We start from the raw sequence: 16,191 nt of genomic DNA, 5'->3' as shown, positions 1-16,191 counted from the left end.
TACTATTTATTTAGTCCAATTTGGCTCATATGTGTAAATCGTTTCTCCTTCATGCTGAGCATTTCCTCGAAAGTTAATCGCATCTTCCTGCTTAACTAATACTTCACGAAATTGTAGGAAATCTTCGCGCTTAACCCGATATTGGGTTAATTCTTTAGTACGTAATTGCTCCAAAATAACTTTAGCCTCATTTTCTTCCATGTTCATCCCCATTTCTTCAAGAAAGTGAATCCAATGTTTCTTCAGCCGCCTTATATGCAAGCTGCAAATCATCTGCTACGGCCTTGTAGGTAATGCTTCCACCAGCTACGTTTAAACCTAATAATAGTGCACCGTTACGTAGCATAGCCTCTTTTATTCCTAGTTTTGCAATTTGTAAAATGTAAGGGAGTGTTACATTCGTCAAGGCAATCGTTGATGTTCTTGGAACAGCTCCAGGCATATTGGCTACTGCATAATGAACAACCCCATGTTTCGTATAGGTTGGTTGATCATGAGTTGTAACCTTATCAATGGTTTCAAATATTCCACCTTGATCAATAGCAACATCGACAATGACTGAACCACTTCTCATCGCTTTAATTATCTCTTCACTGACGAGTTTCGGTGCTTTAGCTCCTGGTATTAGCACAGCACCAATAACTAAATCAGACTTAGCGACATACTCTGCTATATTTAATGGATTAGACATCATTGTTTGAACTTGGTAACCAAATAAATCATCTAATTCTCTTAACCGATTCGGATTCAAGTCAATAATCGTCACATTTGCACCTAATCCAATAGCTATTTTCGCTGCATTTGTCCCTACAATTCCGCCTCCAATAACCGTTACAGTCCCTCTACTTACACCAGGGACGCCAGAGAGTAAAATGCCTGTTCCACCTTTAGGTTTCTCTAGAAACTGTGCGCCTACTTGTGTTGCCATCCGGCCAGCTACTTCACTCATTGGCGTTAATAAAGGAAGTGTATTTCCCATTTGAACCGTTTCGTATGCAATCGCAATGACGCCACTTTTCATTAAAGCTTCTGCCAATTCACGAACTGCTGCCAAATGTAAATATGTAAATAAAATAAGACCTTGACGGAAGTATTGATATTCAGAAGGGAGAGGTTCTTTAACTTTAACGATCATCTCAGCTCGTCTCCAAACTACCTCTGCTTCATTGATTATTTCTGCTCCAACATCTACATAATATTGATCAAAAAAACCACTTCCCTCACCTGCCCCTTGTTCTACCAAAACACAGTGACCTAATTGAACTAAGGTAGAGACACTGGCTGGTGTCATTGCCACACGATTCTCATTATTTTTCACCTCTCGAGGAACTCCAATAATCATTTGTCACCCTCCTATACAATTTTTCTTCTTATATAGTATGAACGATCATGACATAATTATTGTACATATCGAGAATTAAACATAGCGCAATAGCTTCAAAGCAAACATAAGAACCGTCATCATCATCAAGATAAGGCTAGCTCGTCTTAACTTACTAACGATATTACTAGATTTCAAAGCCGAGTGCTGTTCGATCTGTTCTAGAACAAGCCTAACATATTTTGCTGTTATCCCTAAATAAGCACTTAATACAAGCCATACAACGAATACAGCCAAGAACCAAAGATTAAACCAGCTAGTAGCTAAGTACATACCCGTCAATAATGAAACAATAACACCGATATGCGCCATAAATAAGATCGGCTTATAAAAACGTAACAGTCTTTGTAAATTTAGTACATTACCTTCTATTACACTTCCTTTAATAAGCCAAACAAACGGAATTAATAAAAAGAAAAATAAGGAAAAAACTAAATGAATTCCATAAAAAATGATCTCTAACATTACTCTTCCCCCCAGATACTCATCATATCAAATATTCACGGAATCGAACAGGATTCAGTCGCAATGAATATCAATTATATGGTAGGATAGGATGGAAGATAAGTTGAGGTGAATAAGATGCCTAATGAAGGATTCATGTGGTTTATTGTTGGTTGGACTGTCTTTTTAATAACCATTATGTTTATTGGCGGGTACTTCATGTTTCGGAAGTTCCTGAAACGTTTGCCGAAAGAAGATGGAAAGTCAATATTAGACTGGCAAGACTATTATATCGAACAAACACTCCATTTATGGAATGACGAACAGAAGGAATTATTAAATGATTTAGTAGAGCCTGTGCCTGAATTATTCCGCGATGTGGCAAAAGGAAAGATTGCAGGGAAAATTGGAGAATTAGCTCTAAAAGATCAAATTGACGAATTAACCGAAGACTACATTATTAAAGGTTACATAATCGCCACACCAAAACGAGACCATAAGTTTCTTATCAAGAAATTAAAGGAGCGTAAGATTGATATGACACCGTACAAAGAATTATTAGAAAGCTCCTGATCACAGAAATAATGCCAAACACCATTTCGCTGTGAAATGGTGTTTGGCATTATAAGATTTATTTATGTTTGAGCTGCTACCAAAGATTTTCCATCTAACTCTCTCTCCATTTTCCTGTATTTCACTAGCATTGCAATCCTCCAAGGAACAATCATGCCATATGCTAGTAAAAAGAACATACCTGCTAGCTCTTCGACATGGATCGAGTCACCTATGACTAACTTAAAAAGAATTCGCAAAAGTAATAGTCCAATTAAAATAAAAACAAATGCTTTTGAACGCTTTAAGTAAATTTGCTTGTTTCGGATTTCAAACGTTGATGTTTTAATGAGTAAAATTGAAAAGATCATCCCGACTGCTAATGCCTCAATGACCTGTAGGAGGTCAGGACGAGCCGGCTCGTATAAAAACATAAAAAAACCTGTCGACATAAACAACGGAGGTAGAATTATTTTTTTTATCGTCGCTGGACGTTTTATTGCCTTTAAGCGGATAACGATCGCCATCGCAGCCATTCCCATTGCACCAAGCGTTGTCATCCATATATATAGATCATTCATGGCGTTCACCTCATTTCAAGCCTAACATCTACTACCCTACATTAAGTAGAAAAACACCTCTATTTGGGAGGTGCTCGTCCATTGTTATTTCGTTTGCTGCTTTTGCATTGCTTTCATCATCTGATTAATTTTCTTTTGCGATGGATTTTGCCCCATTTGCATCATCATCACTCGAAGCATTTGCTCATTAATAGGTGGATTTTTCTTTAAATATGACATCATTGTCTTACGTGCAATGAAAAACCCAATTGCAATACCTGCTACTACAGCAAGTGTATATCCAAGGATATGCCAAATCATGCGTACAACGTCCTCCTTCTTGCTAAATACCTTACCTATTATATCTTAATGACTCTCGATTTAAAAGGCTTTATCAAAAAAACTTATAAAGGTTGAGAACGTTTTAATTGTTGAATCGGTTTCAACCAACCGTATCGGTACTCTTCAATACTAAAGGCAAAAAAGGTAGGTGCACAGCTTCGCAATACTTCAAAGAACATCGTTTCGACCTCTGGTGTCCCGTTCGCGGTAACGTGAATCGATTGACTGTCTATAACTAACTCTGCTTGCGCTCCTGAATGTAGCGTAATGACATTCGTCTGCTTATGATTTTTATATTGTTGATTCTGTTTAAAGGCTTGCTTTATTTTTTGCTGAACAAACAAAGTCGGTATCGGTTTTGTAATATACTCGATTTGTTTTCGAATCACTTCTTTTTTAATTGGCGAAGCCTTTTCATAGTCAAGAAACAGATAAAACAATTTTGATTCTTGTCCATAATACTGGTGAGCAACACTTTCTTCGAAAATATACAGTTCATATTGTCTCATTTCATGGACACCCTCTCGTTATTGTTTCCTTCAGTATACGAGATAGGAGATAAAATAGTTGTCTGAACTCGGAGCAGAGGACCACTAGTTTTGTCGAAGAGTAAGCTTTTTACTTAACTTAAAAGGACAAAATCCTCCTTTTAAATGAAAAACCGGTGAAATTTTTTGGGGTTTCTTAAGCATTATTTTGACAGAAATATGTAGCCGTTACAGGTTCGTTTCATTGCGCTACAGCCATTACTCTTCCTTAAGTTACTAGAAAGAACCTTTCAGTGGCCTCCTCGCTTTCTGCGGGGAGGTGCCAAAGAGTTTATACACAAAATAGAGAAAGGTGAATTTGAGCACACTCAAATTCACCTTTCTCACGATTAGAAGCTAGTTATGTCCAAACCTCTTCAAGCACTTCTTATTTTTGTAATAATACTTTCAATTTAGCTACTACATTTTCTACAGTAAAGCCGTATTCTTTCATGATCTTTTCTCCAGGTGCAGATGCTCCAAATTGATCTATCGCAATCACATCACCATGGTCACCTACATATTTCGCCCATCCTAATGAAGATCCCATTTCTAATCCAAGACGTGCCTTCACATTTGGAGGAAGCACTTCATCTTTATAAGATTGAGACTGCTTTTCAAAGCGATCCCAGCTTGGCATACTTACAACATTCACATGAATGCCTTCTTTTTCTAATACTTCTTGTGCTTCAACTGCTAAAGGAACCTCTGAACCTGAAGCAAGTAATAGAGCATCAACTTCTGCTTGTGAAGATTTTGAAGCGACATAGGCACCTTTCTTCACACCTTGATAAGCAAGCTCTTTCGTACTAGCTAATGTTTTTAAATTTTGACGAGTTAAAACGAGTGCAGTTGGCGTATCTGTACTTTCCATTGCTACTTTCCATGCAGCTACTGTTTCATTCCCGTCTCCTGGACGTACAATTGAAAGCCCTGGCATTGCTCGTAAAGAGGCTAATTGCTCAACTGGTTCGTGTGTCGGTCCATCTTCACCTACTGCAATACTATCATGAGTAAAGACAAACACAACTGGAAGCTTCATTAAAGAAGCAAGACGAATCGCAGGACGTAAATAGTCAGAGAAAACGAAGAACGTTGCACCAAATGCCTTCACTCCACCGTGTAATGCCATTCCATTAACAGCACAACCCATTGCAAATTCACGAACACCAAACCAGATATTACGTCCAGCATAGTTATTTCGAGAATAATCGCCTAGATCTTTCATATACGTCTTGTTTGAACCTGCTAAATCAGCAGAACCACCAAAAAGGTTAGGAACCTTTTTCGCAATAGCATTTAGTACTTCCCCTGATGATGCACGAGTTGCTAAGCTTGACCCCTCTTCATATACTGGAAGGTCTGCATCCCATCCTTTAGGTAGCTCACCTTTTTGCGCTAGCTCAAATTGCTCAGCAAGCTCCGGGTACGATTGCTTATATTCAGCAAATAACGTATTCCATTCTTGTTCTTTCTGTTCACCTTCAGCCTTTTTAGATGCAAAGAAATCCTTAACTTCTTCAGGAATATGGAAATCTTCTTCAAATGTCCATTCATACGCAGCTTTTGTTAAAGCGATTTCTTCTTTACCAAGTGGAGCTCCATGAGAAGCAGATTTACCAGATTTATTTGGTGAACCAAAACCAATTGTCGTCTTTACTTCAATTAATGTTGGTCGCTCATCTTGCTGCGCTTCTTCAATAGCACGATTAATTTCATCTAGGTCTGTCCCATCCTCAACACGAATCACTTGCCATCCATAAGCCTTATAACGATCTTCTACACTCTCAGAAAACGATAAATGCAAATCCCCGTCAAGTGAAATATCGTTTGAATCATATAATACAATGAGTCTGCCTAATTTCAAGTGACCTGCAAGTGAAGCTGCCTCTGCTGAAACACCTTCCATTAGATCTCCATCGCCACAAATCGAATATGTAAAATGATCAACGATTGTATAATCATCTTTATTATATGTGTCTGCTAAATGACGCTCTGCCATTGCCATCCCAACTGCCATAGCAATTCCTTGACCAAGCGGTCCAGTTGTTGCTTCTACACCAGGAGTATGTCCGAATTCTGGGTGTCCTGGTGTCTTACTTCCCCACTGACGGAACTCCTTTAAATCATTTAAAGAAACATCATAACCAGCTAAATGTAACATACTATACAACAACATCGACCCATGGCCTGCTGATAATACAAAGCGATCACGATTAGACCAAGATGGATTGGATGGGTTATGATTCATAAATTTCGTCCAAAGACTAAATGCCATTGGAGCAGCCCCCATCGGCATTCCTGGGTGACCTGAATTTGCCTTTTCAATACTGTCAATTGATAATGTACGAATCGTATTAATTGCTAATTGTTCCGTTTGTCTTGACATTTTTTTTACCTACCTTCCTAAATTTACAGAATACTCACTCACGTCTATCATGATATACTTTCTGCAACATTTTCACAAGCATTATTCATCTAAAGTGGAAAAAGACAACGCTTTATATTAATATATTAACATTTATACAAAACAATATTCAATTATATCTTATTTAAGTAGCATAATTGAATTTAACGAGTTCATACAAGCTATAAATTAAATATCTCACCATAAAAAACTTATTTGTTGGCGAGATCAGGAAAATAGTTGAATCGAACAACTAAAAGGTCATTAAAATGGACAAACTACCATTTTAATGACCAAGTGCACGCATACTTTGCTATGTTTATCATTTAATGCAATGAATTCTTTTTACTATCTTTTAATGCTTTTGGAGTAACATCATTTCCTTCTTCATCAACAACTTTTACTTGATGTAATTGCTGCTTAAATGACTGACGGAACGTTTTTATATACGCTTCTCTTAACCGCTTTTGCTCCTTCGCTTCCTTATCTGTTAAACCTATTGTCTTACTCTTCTTTGCTAACTCATTAATCCGTTCAATTTGCTTACTTGAAAGCATGTCAAACACTCCTTTTTACTACTTCTATTACTTTACACGAATGATTGACATACTTTCAAGAGGTTTGCTTATGGTTGCTTACGTTCCCACTCCTGATAGCGGCGATTGATCGTTGCTTTAGACACATCATAGCCAAGACCTTTCAATGTAATTGCTATATCGTGGAACGTTAATTTTCTTTCTCGCAATCGGATAATTTCCTCAATAGGTACTTCCTTTTTTGACCTTCCCCCATGTATACGATTTTTCAAATTCCGTTCAGGCATATAGCCGTTTTCAACCGCTTTTCTCATCCCACGCTTAATCTTACTATTGTGTAATTTCCTTTGATATTCTTCCACTATAGATAGAATATCCAAAACCATTTCATCTGCTTCTGATAATGATATAGCCCCTTGATCTTGTAACGTAAAAATGGCAATTTCTCGTTTTCTGAAATGATGTAACAATGCTGTTTTAGCATGACCCCTTCCTAATCGTGTATCATCTTGAACTAAAAGGATGTTCATCTCACTCTTCTCCACTAAATCAAGAATATGTAATATGCCTTCTCGATCTACATGAAACCCACTCGCTTTTTCAGAAACGACTTCACTAACATCAAAACCATTTTCCTTTGCAAATAAACTTAATTCGGCAGCCTGTCTTTCTAATGACGTCTCCTGTTCCTTCTTATTTGTACTTACACGACAATAAATAACGGCACGCTTCACTCATTTTCATCCTCACTTAAAACGAGATATTCATGTTGCTCATATTGATCCTCCAATACATGCTTTTCTTCATTTCCATCAATAGAGTTAGAGGATGAAGGAATAATAATCGATGTGTACATAAATAATAATGCGACAATCCCGCAAATCACAATAAACCACTCTTGTTTTGATAGACGTTTTACAGATAACATAGTGAATCACCTCTAATAGGAATGTTTGTTCGTGTAATTATCATAATGCGAACATTTGTTTTTGTCAACGCATTTTAGAACTAATGTTTGCATTACATATGTTCGCATGGTACAATTTAGCTATTAAAGTTTGAAGAAATGAGGTGCGATTATTGTCAAAACTATCAAAACGACAACAAGAAATATTAGATTTCATTAAAGTAGAAGTAAAAAAGAAAGGCTATCCACCTTCTGTACGTGAAATCGGTGAAGCTGTCGGCCTTGCATCGAGTTCCACAGTACACGGACATCTATCGCGTCTAGAGAAAAAAGGAATTATCCGCCGAGATCCAACAAAACCAAGAGCGATCGAAATTCTAAACCTAGACCATCATGATGCTATCGTGAAAGATCGTACGACAAATTACGTGCCTGTTATTGGTAAGGTCACCGCCGGGCTCCCAATTACAGCGGTTGAAAATGTCGAGGATTATATTCCTCTTCCAGAACATTTAACGTCAAATGATAATATGTATGCACTTTCTATTGTTGGTGAAAGTATGATTGAAGCGGGCATTTATGATGGTGATATGGTCATTGTTCGTCAACAACAATCTGCTAATAATGGTGACATTATCGTCGCAATGACAGAAGACGACGAAGCCACTGTAAAGAGATTTTTTAAAGAAAAGGACTATATACGTTTACAGCCTGAAAACTCTACTATGGAACCAATTATTTTGAAGAATTGTACGGTATTAGGGAAAGTCGTCGGTTTATTTAGAACCATCCATTAATTACGAAGCTCGTCCTCAACCGTAATAAATAGTTATGCTCATACACATAAAGATATAACTGCTATTTTATGTGCATTCCACGTTTACCCAGTGCGTTTTTCTCAATTTGACATAAGGTATAGTATAACCTTATGAAAGGTGGTGTCAGTTATGGGCTACTATGGACCATGGTATGGTGGTTACTGTTGTCCACCACCACCACGCTGTGGAAGTGGAAGCGGTTTTGGTTTTGCGTTAATTGTTGTATTAGTGATATTGTTGATCATTCTTGGAGCAAGCTGGTATCGATAATGCTCACTCACGAAAAAAAGGAACAAAAATGTTAATCATTTTTGTTCCTTTTTCTTTCATTCATTATGTATCTTTCTTTACATCCTTTTGACGTTCTTTTAAATACCATCTTAATAAAAAGGTCATAACAAGAGCTGATACAATAATCATTCCATATCCACCTGTACCATCCGCAAAAATCACAAGTGTTACACTTCTTAAAAAGAAGAGCAATGTAAGGACATACGCAATTAAAATGACAGTCTTTTTACTCATCCTAAGCTCCCTTCAAATTCAATCCATTGTCATTATATCATACTATCATTATAGCCTTATTAACACGAAAAAGGGTTCTTACCTGCTCGCATTCTTCTTCTCTAGCATATAATGAAAGCAAAAGTTAATAAAACTTTCATTTATAAAGGAGATGATGACCTTGCTACAGCGACCAAAAGGTTTTTTCGTGGTGATCGTTCTCTTTTTCGTTTATTTCATGAATAGACATCTATTTAAAAAAAAGAAAAAATAATTAAAAGAAAACCCTCAACACGAATAGTGTCAAGGTTCCTACTATTAATAGCCTTCTAAATATTGATCGCGTTCCCACGGATGGACTTGCGTGCGGAACATATCCCACTCTATCTCTTTTGCCTCAACAAAATTCTCAACAATATGCTCACCAAGAGCTCGAACGAGCGTATCATTTTGAATTAGCTTGTCTACTGCTTCTTTTAACGTTGCTGGAAGATCAGCAATGCCTTCTTCCACACGTTCTTCTTTACTCATTACATAAATGTTACGATCTGTAGCTGGAGGTGGAGTCTTCTTCTTCTTGATTCCATCAAGTCCTGCTGCTAACATCGCCGCCATTGCTAAATATGGATTAGCTGCCGGATCGGGACTTCTCACTTCGATACGAGTACTAATACCACGTGAGGATGGAATACGAATAAGTGGACTACGATTACGCATTGACCATGCAACGTATACTGGTGCTTCATAACCAGGTACTAAACGTTTGTATGAATTAACAATTGGGTTTGTAATAGCTGTAAAAGCTTCAGCATGATCAAGAATTCCTGCTAAGAATTGCATAGCTGTTTCGCTTAATTGTGATTCAGTTGATTCATCAAAGAAAGCATTACCTTCCTTTGTAAAGAGTGACATATTGCAATGCATTCCTGAGCCGTTGACACCAAATAATGGCTTAGGCATAAACGTTGCGTGCAAACCATGCTTTCGCGCAATCGTTTTAACAACAAGCTTAAATGTTTGAATGTTATCACAAGCTGTCACTGCATCCGCATACTTAAAATCAATTTCATGTTGCCCAGGAGCAACTTCATGGTGTGAAGCTTCAATATCAAAGCCCATGTCTTCTAGCTCTAACACGATATCACGGCGGCAATTTTCTCCTAAATCGGTTGGAGCTAAGTCAAAATATCCACCTTTGTCGTTTAATTCAAGTGTCGGCTCACCATTTTCGTCGTTTTTAAACAAGAAAAATTCTGGCTCAGGACCAATATTAAAGTTCGTATAGCCCATTTTCTCTGCTTCTTGTAAGACTTTCTTCAACACTCCACGTGGATCACCCTCAAATGGTTTAGGCTCTTCACCTGGCTTACCTGGTTGATATACATCACAAATAAGACGAGCTACACGACCTTTTTCCGGTGTCCATGGGAAGACTACCCACGTTTCTAAGTCTGGGTATAAATACATATCAGATTCTTCAATACGGACAAACCCTTCAATTGACGAACCATCAAACATCATTTTGTTATCCAGTGCCTTCGTTAATTGGTCTACAGGTATTTCAACATTCTTGATTGTACCGAGCAAGTCGCTAAATTGAAGACGAATAAAGCGAACATTATCTTCCTTAGCTATACGCAAAATATCTTCTCTTGTGTACTTTGCCATTAGTATGTAGTCCCCTTTCAACATTCTTCATAATTGTATTAAGAAAATAAGCTAAGCTTATTTGTCTTTCATTCATATGATCTCAATTTGTTATTTAATTGATATCAATTTGCTATAGTTATCCAATTTTCATCTTACTAGATTGTGGCTATCAAGTCAACGAATGCCCTTTTATAGGATCGAATCTAATGCTTGTAAAACAGCAATTTTTACATGTTCATACGTTAACCCACCTTGTACATACGCAATATACGGCTCACGTATCGGTCCATCTGCTGTCAACTCAATACTTGCTCCTTGTATAAAGGTACCGGCAGCCATAATCACCGGATTCTCATAACCAGGCATTGAACTAGGCTGAGGAATAACATGGGCATTAATCGGCGAAGCTGCTTGGATCGCCTGGCAAAACGTAATCATTTTTTCCGCAGTTGGAAATCTGACTGATTGAATAAGATCCGTTCGTTTATCATCCCATTTCGGGTCTGTGTTCATCCCTAATTTTTCTAACAAAGCCGCAGTAAAAATCGCACCCTTCAATGATTGGGATACAACGTGTGGTGATAAAAAGAACCCTTGATACATTTCGAGTAAGCTATACAAGCTAGCTCCACCTTCTGCTCCAATCCCTGGAGCAGCTAAGCGGTAGGAAGCGAGTTCAACTAGTTCCTTTCTCCCTACAATGTATCCTCCAGTTTTAACAATGCCACCACCAGGATTCTTGATTAAAGAGCCAGCGATAATATCAGCCCCCACCTCAGTTGGCTCCTTTATTTCTACGAATTCCCCATAACAGTTGTCAATAAACACAATAACGTCAGATTTTATTTTTCGAATATAACGGATCATCTGTTCAATCTCGTCAATTGTAAATGAACGACGATCACTATACCCTTTTGAACGTTGAATCCCAATCATTTTCGTTTTTTCTGAAATGGCTTGTTCAATTTGTTCTTCATTTATCCAGCCGTTCTTACACAGCGGAACAGCTTGATAATTAATTTGAAATTCCTTTAGCGAACCGTTTCCATTTCCACGAATACCGACAATTTCCTCTAACGTATCATAAGGTTGACCCGTTATATAAAGCAATTCATCTCCAGGCCTAAGAATACCAAAAAGAGTCGTGGCGATCGCATGTGTCCCTGAAATAATTTGTGGGCGTACAAGAGCTGCCTCAGCTTTGAAAACATCTGCATATACTTGTTCAAGGGTGTCTCGTCCTATATCATCGTATCCGTATCCTGTCGAAGGTGTGAAATGAAAATCGGAAACTTGATTTTGTTTAAATGCGCTCATCACCTTTGCTTGGTTATGAAGTGCGATTTGTTCAATTTCCTTATGCCTCGATTCAATCTGCTTATCTATTTCGAGCGTTAACGTTTCAATTCGTTCCTGATGTTGAAAATCATTGTACATACTATTCTTCCTCATCCTTCATCCGTTTCATTAACTCTTGACCAATTGTTGTATGTTGGTGAACAAAACCACAAACATCATAATACTCACCTTCCTCATTCCATTCCGCTTGCTTTAGGATCGTTGTTTGTTTACATTTTGCTAGAAATTTTCCTTCTGTCGCAAACAACTGAACATGGTAGGCGACCATTTGCTCAAGAAGCTTCTCTTCGATTGCTTCTTTTAATGCGTCAATGTCATCAGCTTCCAATGCAGAGATTTCAATGGAATCATCATGATAGGAAGGGACAAACGGTATTATTTTTTGGTCACTTTTGTTGTAAATAAGTAATTGGGGAACGTGCTGTGCGCCAAGCTCTGCGACCAATTGTTTCACTGTCTCTTCATGCTGTACGTAATCAGCATTTGAACAATCTACAACATGAAGTAATAAATCTGCCTCTACTAACTCCTCCAAAGTAGAGCGAAAGGCTGCTACGAGTGTTGTAGGTAAGTCTTGAATGAAGCCAACCGTATCCGAAAGTAAGATCGTAAGTCCATTTGTTAATGAGCATTTTCTCGTTGTCGGATCTAATGTCGCAAATAGCTGATTCTCTTCCAACGTCTCTGCATTTGCTAAACGATTAAGAAGAGTAGATTTCCCTGCATTTGTATAACCAACTAAAGCAACCTGTAACGTTTCATTTCGTTTACGTTGAGCTCGATAACGTTTTCGATGACCGACAATCGTTTCAAGCTGTTGTTTGATCTCATCCATTCTTCTGCGAATATGGCGGCGGTCAGATTCTAGCTTCGTCTCCCCAGGTCCTTTCGCACCAATTCCCCCACCTTGACGTGATAAAGCGATACCTTGTCCAGCCAATCTCGGTAACAAATAAGAAAGCTGAGCAAGCTCAACTTGAAGCTTCCCTTCACGCGATTTTGCACGAGCTGCAAATATATCTAAAATAAGTTGGGTTCGATCAATGACTGTTACTTTCGTTCTCGTATAAACATTTCTTATTTGACTCGGTGTTAACTCATCATTAAAAACAATTAAATCGACATCTGTATCCTCTATAAACGAAACAAGTTCTTCAACCTTTCCTCTTCCTATGTATGTGGACGGCTCAACCTTTTGACGTTTTTGAATTATTGTCATAACAACTGTACCTTGAGCCGTTTCAACTAAGCTCTTTAATTCACCCATGGAATAGTCAAAACGTTCATCATCACTATCCAACTGACACCCTATGAGAACGACCTGTTCCTGTTCACGCTTTATCACTTCTTCCAATCAAGCCACACCTTTCCTTAAAATCCTTCTTCATCATATCATGAGCAAAGGCAAATTTAAAAGCCTGCTCATAAAGGAGGCCACTGAGAAAGTAAAAATCAACTTTTTCAGTACCTTTGATTTGACTAGCAATGGCTTCACTCGTTGCTCGCCTGATACGAGAAACCACTGAAAAAGTCCTTTCTAGTAACTCAAAGAAGAGTAATGGCTCCGCTCGTTGCGCGCCTTGCTATGAAAAAACCACTCATATCAAGACTTTCAAAATCGGACAACGACTACGCACATTACTTACAGGGCACTGAAAAAGTGAAAATCGCACTTTTTCAGTGCCCTTCTCATAAAGCAGGCGATACAATTAGTTTACTTTTACATGTGAAGAGTGAAACTGAAAATCCAACCGTTTGATCGTAACTAATGAATCCTTATCAAACGTACCATCACGTAATAATCGTACGGCTTGAAAACGAATCGCTTCCTCAATCATATTTCGAACATAGCGTCCATTACTAAATGTCCCTTCCTCTTCACTTCTAATCTTCTGTAAATGGTCTTTTACATGCTTTTGTGCATCTTCCGTTAATGTATACTGTCGTTCATGTAACATTCTTCGTACCATTTCCATTAATTGATTTGTTGAATAATTAGGGAAATCAATCGCGATCGGAAAGCGCGAAGGTAACCCTGGATTCAGTGACAGGAAATAGTCCATTTCATCTGAATATCCAGCTAAAATTAACACAAATTCATGTTGGCGATCTTCCATTGCTTTCACTAGCGTATCAATCGCTTCTTTGCCAAAGTCCTTTTCACCACCACGCGCAAGAGAATATGCCTCGTCAATGAAAAGCACACCACCGTGTGCCTTTTTTAACACCTCACGTGTTTTCTGAGCAGTATGACCAATATATTCACCAACAAGATCCGCTCGCTCGACCTCTAGGAAATGACCTTTAGCTAACACACCCATTTCATGAAAAAAAGAAGCAATTAAACGAGCAACTGTCGTCTTTCCAGTACCTGGATTCCCTTTGAAAATCATATGAAGGGCTTGCTTCGTTACCTTTAGCCCTTCCTTTTCTCGACAACGATTAATAAATAGCCACGCATAAATTTCCTTAACGAGCCGTTTCACTTCCTCTAATCCAACATATTCTCCTAGCTCCTGTTCAAAACGTGCTAATACATCATGCTCTATTTTAGATTCTTCATTCTCAAATAAGGACTCTTCCTCAAATTTATTTTGTTTTTGTGTTAGCACAACATTAATGCGACCTTTTTTTCTCACATACGCTGGGTTATCCATGATGTTCACCCCTTTGCTGACAAAAACCAGTCCGATATGATCTTCTATATTATATGAGACAAAAGCCTATTTTGTTCCAACTTAATTGCGTCGTGCTGAGCCGTTACAGTTGGTTGAGCATTTCTGAAAATAGAACATGTACCGAGTGAAGCCGACACATCGCACGTATCCGCCTACTTCCTCCTTGATTAAACTTCTAATAACTAAACGCCCTTTCACCTTTGTTCATTAGTCATATTTTCTAGAAAAAAGTGACTATATGATAACTATTCACAGCACGTTCATATAAGAAGTTGAAAAATTTATTTCGGGGCCTACTATTCAGGCCTTTTTATACAACTTAGAAAGATGGATGATTTCACTACTGATAGTGAGTCGTTTTCTCGCCACAAGACGCGTAGCAACGGAGCCATTGCCATATTTTAAGTACTTTTTGAACAGATTCTATTTATTGATTTTTTATATGAATCCTTTTAAACTAAAATTAGCTATTTTACATATTTATCCTCCATTAGAAAGGGTGTTTCCCATGAAGAATCAATTACCTCCATTTGTAGAAGCATTTCTCCAAGAATTGTCCTTTAAAGGAAGAAAACCTTCCACCATTTCTCGTTATAGGTATGACTTACTAGATTTTCAAGCATGGATTGATGATAACTATAATGGCAAATGGGATTTATCTAAAAATGAAATAGATATATTTTTCTTTGATTTACAAATAAAGAGAAACTATCATACTCGGACAATTAGACGAATTCATAGTGTTTTAAAACAGCTTGCGCTTTTTCAGCAGAATCAAAGACAACCTAAATTACGTGCTATCCTTTTGATTGACCCTCCCGAACTTACCGTTGAACCTCTCTCATCTTCTGATTGGATTTCATTAGAGGAAGAACAACAGCTCTTTCAATCATTACGATCTACTGCATTCTTATCAGAGAAACAACTTGAAACATTTCGATATTACCAAGCTCGGAACGAATTTATTATCACCTTATTTCTTCGCTATGGTTTAACAATCCAAGAAGTGACAAACATAAACATGAGTCATATCCAATTCCAACATAGACGCATACAAATAGCAGATGTTCATCATACTGTTCGTACGTTAATGCTTACAAATGACGACGCCGCGCTCAGTTACCGTTATATGAAAACCATTCCCGAACCAGTTAGACCTAAATTTCATAGCCACGACCCGTTCTTTGTCGCCTTTGATTTCCAACGAAAGACGTTTCATTGGTCCTATGAGGACGATGCCCCAAAACGTATGACGATCATTGCTATTCAAAAAATGTTGCGACAAGAAATAGAACGAGCACAATTACGAAAGGGAATTTCAGCACAGACATTACGAAATACAGCTATATTAAGAAGGTTAGTATCTGGGGAAAAGCTTCATCAATTACTAGAGGCAACGGGATACACATCTGAACAATCACTTCAACGATATATACAAACATACTTAACCTTGTCCGATGTTCAGCGTATACAACTACAAAAAAGCAGCTAATAAGCTTATAATAAGCCAACTTAGCTGCTTCTTT

General features: G+C 37.9%; 20 protein-coding genes. 4 read left to right on the top strand and 16 right to left on the bottom strand.

Going from position 1 to position 16,191, the window contains the following annotated elements; genetic code table 11:
* Positions 1-6: 6 nt before the first annotated feature.
* From ykzS to JCM9152_RS10320, 3 genes are all read right to left on the bottom strand, one after another.
* Positions 7-201, bottom strand: a complete 195-nt coding sequence (ykzS, locus tag JCM9152_RS10330) for a protein YkzS (RefSeq protein WP_035343902.1) — start codon at positions 199-201, stop codon at positions 7-9.
* A gap of 16 nt (positions 202-217) precedes the next feature.
* Positions 218-1,342: an alanine dehydrogenase gene (ald, locus tag JCM9152_RS10325; protein ID WP_035343900.1), complete on the bottom strand. Its 1,125-nt coding sequence runs from the start codon at positions 1,340-1,342 to the stop codon at positions 218-220.
* 75 nt (positions 1,343-1,417) lie between these two features.
* A complete protein-coding gene (locus JCM9152_RS10320; RefSeq protein ID WP_035343898.1) occupies positions 1,418-1,846 on the bottom strand; it encodes a hypothetical protein in 429 nt (142 codons plus the stop codon).
* 117 nt (positions 1,847-1,963) lie between these two features.
* Between JCM9152_RS10320 and JCM9152_RS10315 the strand changes: the two genes are divergently transcribed.
* A complete protein-coding gene (locus JCM9152_RS10315) occupies positions 1,964-2,398 on the top strand; it encodes a DUF2621 domain-containing protein (RefSeq protein ID WP_035343896.1) in 435 nt (144 codons plus the stop codon).
* A 62-nt stretch (positions 2,399-2,460) separates the two neighbouring features.
* Here JCM9152_RS10315 and JCM9152_RS10310 read toward each other — a convergent pair whose 3' ends face one another.
* The 7 genes from JCM9152_RS10310 to JCM9152_RS10280 form a co-directional block, all read right to left on the bottom strand.
* Positions 2,461-2,958, bottom strand: coding sequence for a CcdC family protein (locus tag JCM9152_RS10310; RefSeq protein ID WP_035343894.1), 498 nt, complete (start codon positions 2,956-2,958; stop codon positions 2,461-2,463).
* A gap of 84 nt (positions 2,959-3,042) precedes the next feature.
* Entirely contained in the window at positions 3,043-3,258 is a 216-nt protein-coding gene (locus JCM9152_RS10305; protein ID WP_035343892.1) for a YneF family protein, read from the bottom strand.
* Between the two features lie 83 nt (positions 3,259-3,341).
* Positions 3,342-3,788, bottom strand: a complete 447-nt coding sequence (sirA, locus tag JCM9152_RS10300; protein ID WP_035343890.1) for a sporulation inhibitor of replication protein SirA — start codon at positions 3,786-3,788, stop codon at positions 3,342-3,344.
* A 406-nt stretch (positions 3,789-4,194) separates the two neighbouring features.
* The gene (gene tkt, locus JCM9152_RS10295) at positions 4,195-6,195 is read right to left on the bottom strand and encodes a transketolase (protein ID WP_035343887.1); all 2,001 of its coding nucleotides are present in this window, start codon (positions 6,193-6,195) and stop codon (positions 4,195-4,197) included.
* Between the two features lie 344 nt (positions 6,196-6,539).
* Entirely contained in the window at positions 6,540-6,770 is a 231-nt protein-coding gene (locus tag JCM9152_RS10290; protein ID WP_035343885.1) for a DUF896 domain-containing protein, read from the bottom strand.
* Positions 6,771-6,838: 68 nt separating this feature from the next.
* A complete protein-coding gene (locus JCM9152_RS10285; protein ID WP_035343883.1) occupies positions 6,839-7,483 on the bottom strand; it encodes a YneB family resolvase-like protein in 645 nt (214 codons plus the stop codon).
* Positions 7,480-7,677, bottom strand: a complete 198-nt coding sequence (locus JCM9152_RS10280; RefSeq protein WP_035343881.1) for a hypothetical protein — start codon at positions 7,675-7,677, stop codon at positions 7,480-7,482. The genes JCM9152_RS10285 and JCM9152_RS10280 overlap by 4 nt, the downstream gene beginning before the upstream one ends.
* Positions 7,678-7,829: 152 nt before the next feature.
* Here JCM9152_RS10280 and lexA point away from each other — a divergent pair, with 152 nt between their 5' ends.
* Positions 7,830-8,453: a transcriptional repressor LexA gene (gene lexA, locus JCM9152_RS10275; RefSeq protein ID WP_035343879.1), complete on the top strand. Its 624-nt coding sequence runs from the start codon at positions 7,830-7,832 to the stop codon at positions 8,451-8,453.
* A 150-nt stretch (positions 8,454-8,603) separates the two neighbouring features.
* Positions 8,604-8,744 carry a YjcZ family sporulation protein gene (locus JCM9152_RS21855; RefSeq protein ID WP_081727981.1) on the top strand — a complete coding sequence of 47 codons (141 nt, stop codon included), beginning with the start codon at positions 8,604-8,606 and terminating at the stop codon, positions 8,742-8,744.
* 63 nt (positions 8,745-8,807) lie between these two features.
* On the opposite strand, the gene JCM9152_RS10270 is transcribed toward JCM9152_RS21855, so the two are convergent.
* From JCM9152_RS10270 to spoVK, 6 genes are all read right to left on the bottom strand, one after another.
* Positions 8,808-8,999, bottom strand: coding sequence for a hypothetical protein (locus JCM9152_RS10270; protein WP_035343877.1), 192 nt, complete (start codon positions 8,997-8,999; stop codon positions 8,808-8,810).
* A gap of 297 nt (positions 9,000-9,296) precedes the next feature.
* A complete protein-coding gene (gene glnA / locus JCM9152_RS10265) occupies positions 9,297-10,646 on the bottom strand; it encodes a type I glutamate--ammonia ligase (protein WP_035343876.1) in 1,350 nt (449 codons plus the stop codon).
* Between the two features lie 171 nt (positions 10,647-10,817).
* Complete coding sequence (locus tag JCM9152_RS10260) at positions 10,818-12,065, bottom strand: methionine gamma-lyase family protein (RefSeq protein ID WP_035343874.1); 1,248 nt, start codon at positions 12,063-12,065, stop codon at positions 10,818-10,820.
* A 1-nt stretch (position 12,066) separates the two neighbouring features.
* On the bottom strand, positions 12,067-13,341 hold the full coding sequence (hflX, locus tag JCM9152_RS10255; RefSeq protein ID WP_035343872.1) for a GTPase HflX: 1,275 nt from the start codon (positions 13,339-13,341) through the stop codon (positions 12,067-12,069).
* A complete protein-coding gene (locus tag JCM9152_RS10250) occupies positions 13,319-13,510 on the bottom strand; it encodes a hypothetical protein (protein ID WP_035343870.1) in 192 nt (63 codons plus the stop codon). Before JCM9152_RS10250 ends, hflX begins: the two co-directional genes overlap by 23 nt.
* A 186-nt stretch (positions 13,511-13,696) precedes the next feature.
* Complete coding sequence (gene spoVK / locus JCM9152_RS10245; RefSeq protein WP_035343868.1) at positions 13,697-14,644, bottom strand: stage V sporulation protein K; 948 nt, start codon at positions 14,642-14,644, stop codon at positions 13,697-13,699.
* Between the two features lie 529 nt (positions 14,645-15,173).
* Between spoVK and JCM9152_RS10240 the strand changes: the two genes are divergently transcribed.
* A complete protein-coding gene (locus JCM9152_RS10240) occupies positions 15,174-16,157 on the top strand; it encodes a tyrosine-type recombinase/integrase (RefSeq protein WP_035343866.1) in 984 nt (327 codons plus the stop codon).
* Positions 16,158-16,191 lie beyond the last annotated feature (34 nt).

The sequence above is a fragment of the Halalkalibacter hemicellulosilyticusJCM 9152 genome (assembly GCF_000513115.1).
Lineage (GTDB): Bacteria > Bacillota > Bacilli > Bacillales > Bacillaceae_D > Halalkalibacter > Halalkalibacter hemicellulosilyticus.
The sequence above is the reverse complement of the archived record's forward strand: the minus strand, read 5'-3'. Positions and strand labels throughout refer to the sequence as shown.

Coding starts and splice junctions, on each gene's coding strand:
- ykzS (WP_035343902.1), bottom strand. CDS start 201: ATGGAAGAAAATGAGGCTAAAGTTATTTTGGAGCAATTACGTACTAAA.
- ald (WP_035343900.1), bottom strand. CDS start 1,342: ATGATTATTGGAGTTCCTCGAGAGGTGAAAAATAATGAGAATCGTGTG.
- JCM9152_RS10320 (WP_035343898.1), bottom strand. CDS start 1,846: ATGTTAGAGATCATTTTTTATGGAATTCATTTAGTTTTTTCCTTATTT.
- JCM9152_RS10315 (WP_035343896.1), top strand. CDS start 1,964: ATGCCTAATGAAGGATTCATGTGGTTTATTGTTGGTTGGACTGTCTTT.
- JCM9152_RS10310 (WP_035343894.1), bottom strand. CDS start 2,958: ATGAATGATCTATATATATGGATGACAACGCTTGGTGCAATGGGAATG.
- JCM9152_RS10305 (WP_035343892.1), bottom strand. CDS start 3,258: ATGATTTGGCATATCCTTGGATATACACTTGCTGTAGTAGCAGGTATT.
- sirA (WP_035343890.1), bottom strand. CDS start 3,788: ATGAGACAATATGAACTGTATATTTTCGAAGAAAGTGTTGCTCACCAG.
- tkt (WP_035343887.1), bottom strand. CDS start 6,195: ATGTCAAGACAAACGGAACAATTAGCAATTAATACGATTCGTACATTA.
- JCM9152_RS10290 (WP_035343885.1), bottom strand. CDS start 6,770: ATGCTTTCAAGTAAGCAAATTGAACGGATTAATGAGTTAGCAAAGAAG.
- JCM9152_RS10280 (WP_035343881.1), bottom strand. CDS start 7,677: ATGTTATCTGTAAAACGTCTATCAAAACAAGAGTGGTTTATTGTGATT.
- JCM9152_RS21855 (WP_081727981.1), top strand. CDS start 8,604: ATGGGCTACTATGGACCATGGTATGGTGGTTACTGTTGTCCACCACCA.
- JCM9152_RS10270 (WP_035343877.1), bottom strand. CDS start 8,999: ATGAGTAAAAAGACTGTCATTTTAATTGCGTATGTCCTTACATTGCTC.
- glnA (WP_035343876.1), bottom strand. CDS start 10,646: ATGGCAAAGTACACAAGAGAAGATATTTTGCGTATAGCTAAGGAAGAT.
- JCM9152_RS10260 (WP_035343874.1), bottom strand. CDS start 12,065: ATGTACAATGATTTTCAACATCAGGAACGAATTGAAACGTTAACGCTC.
- spoVK (WP_035343868.1), bottom strand. CDS start 14,644: ATGGATAACCCAGCGTATGTGAGAAAAAAAGGTCGCATTAATGTTGTG.
- JCM9152_RS10240 (WP_035343866.1), top strand. CDS start 15,174: ATGAAGAATCAATTACCTCCATTTGTAGAAGCATTTCTCCAAGAATTG.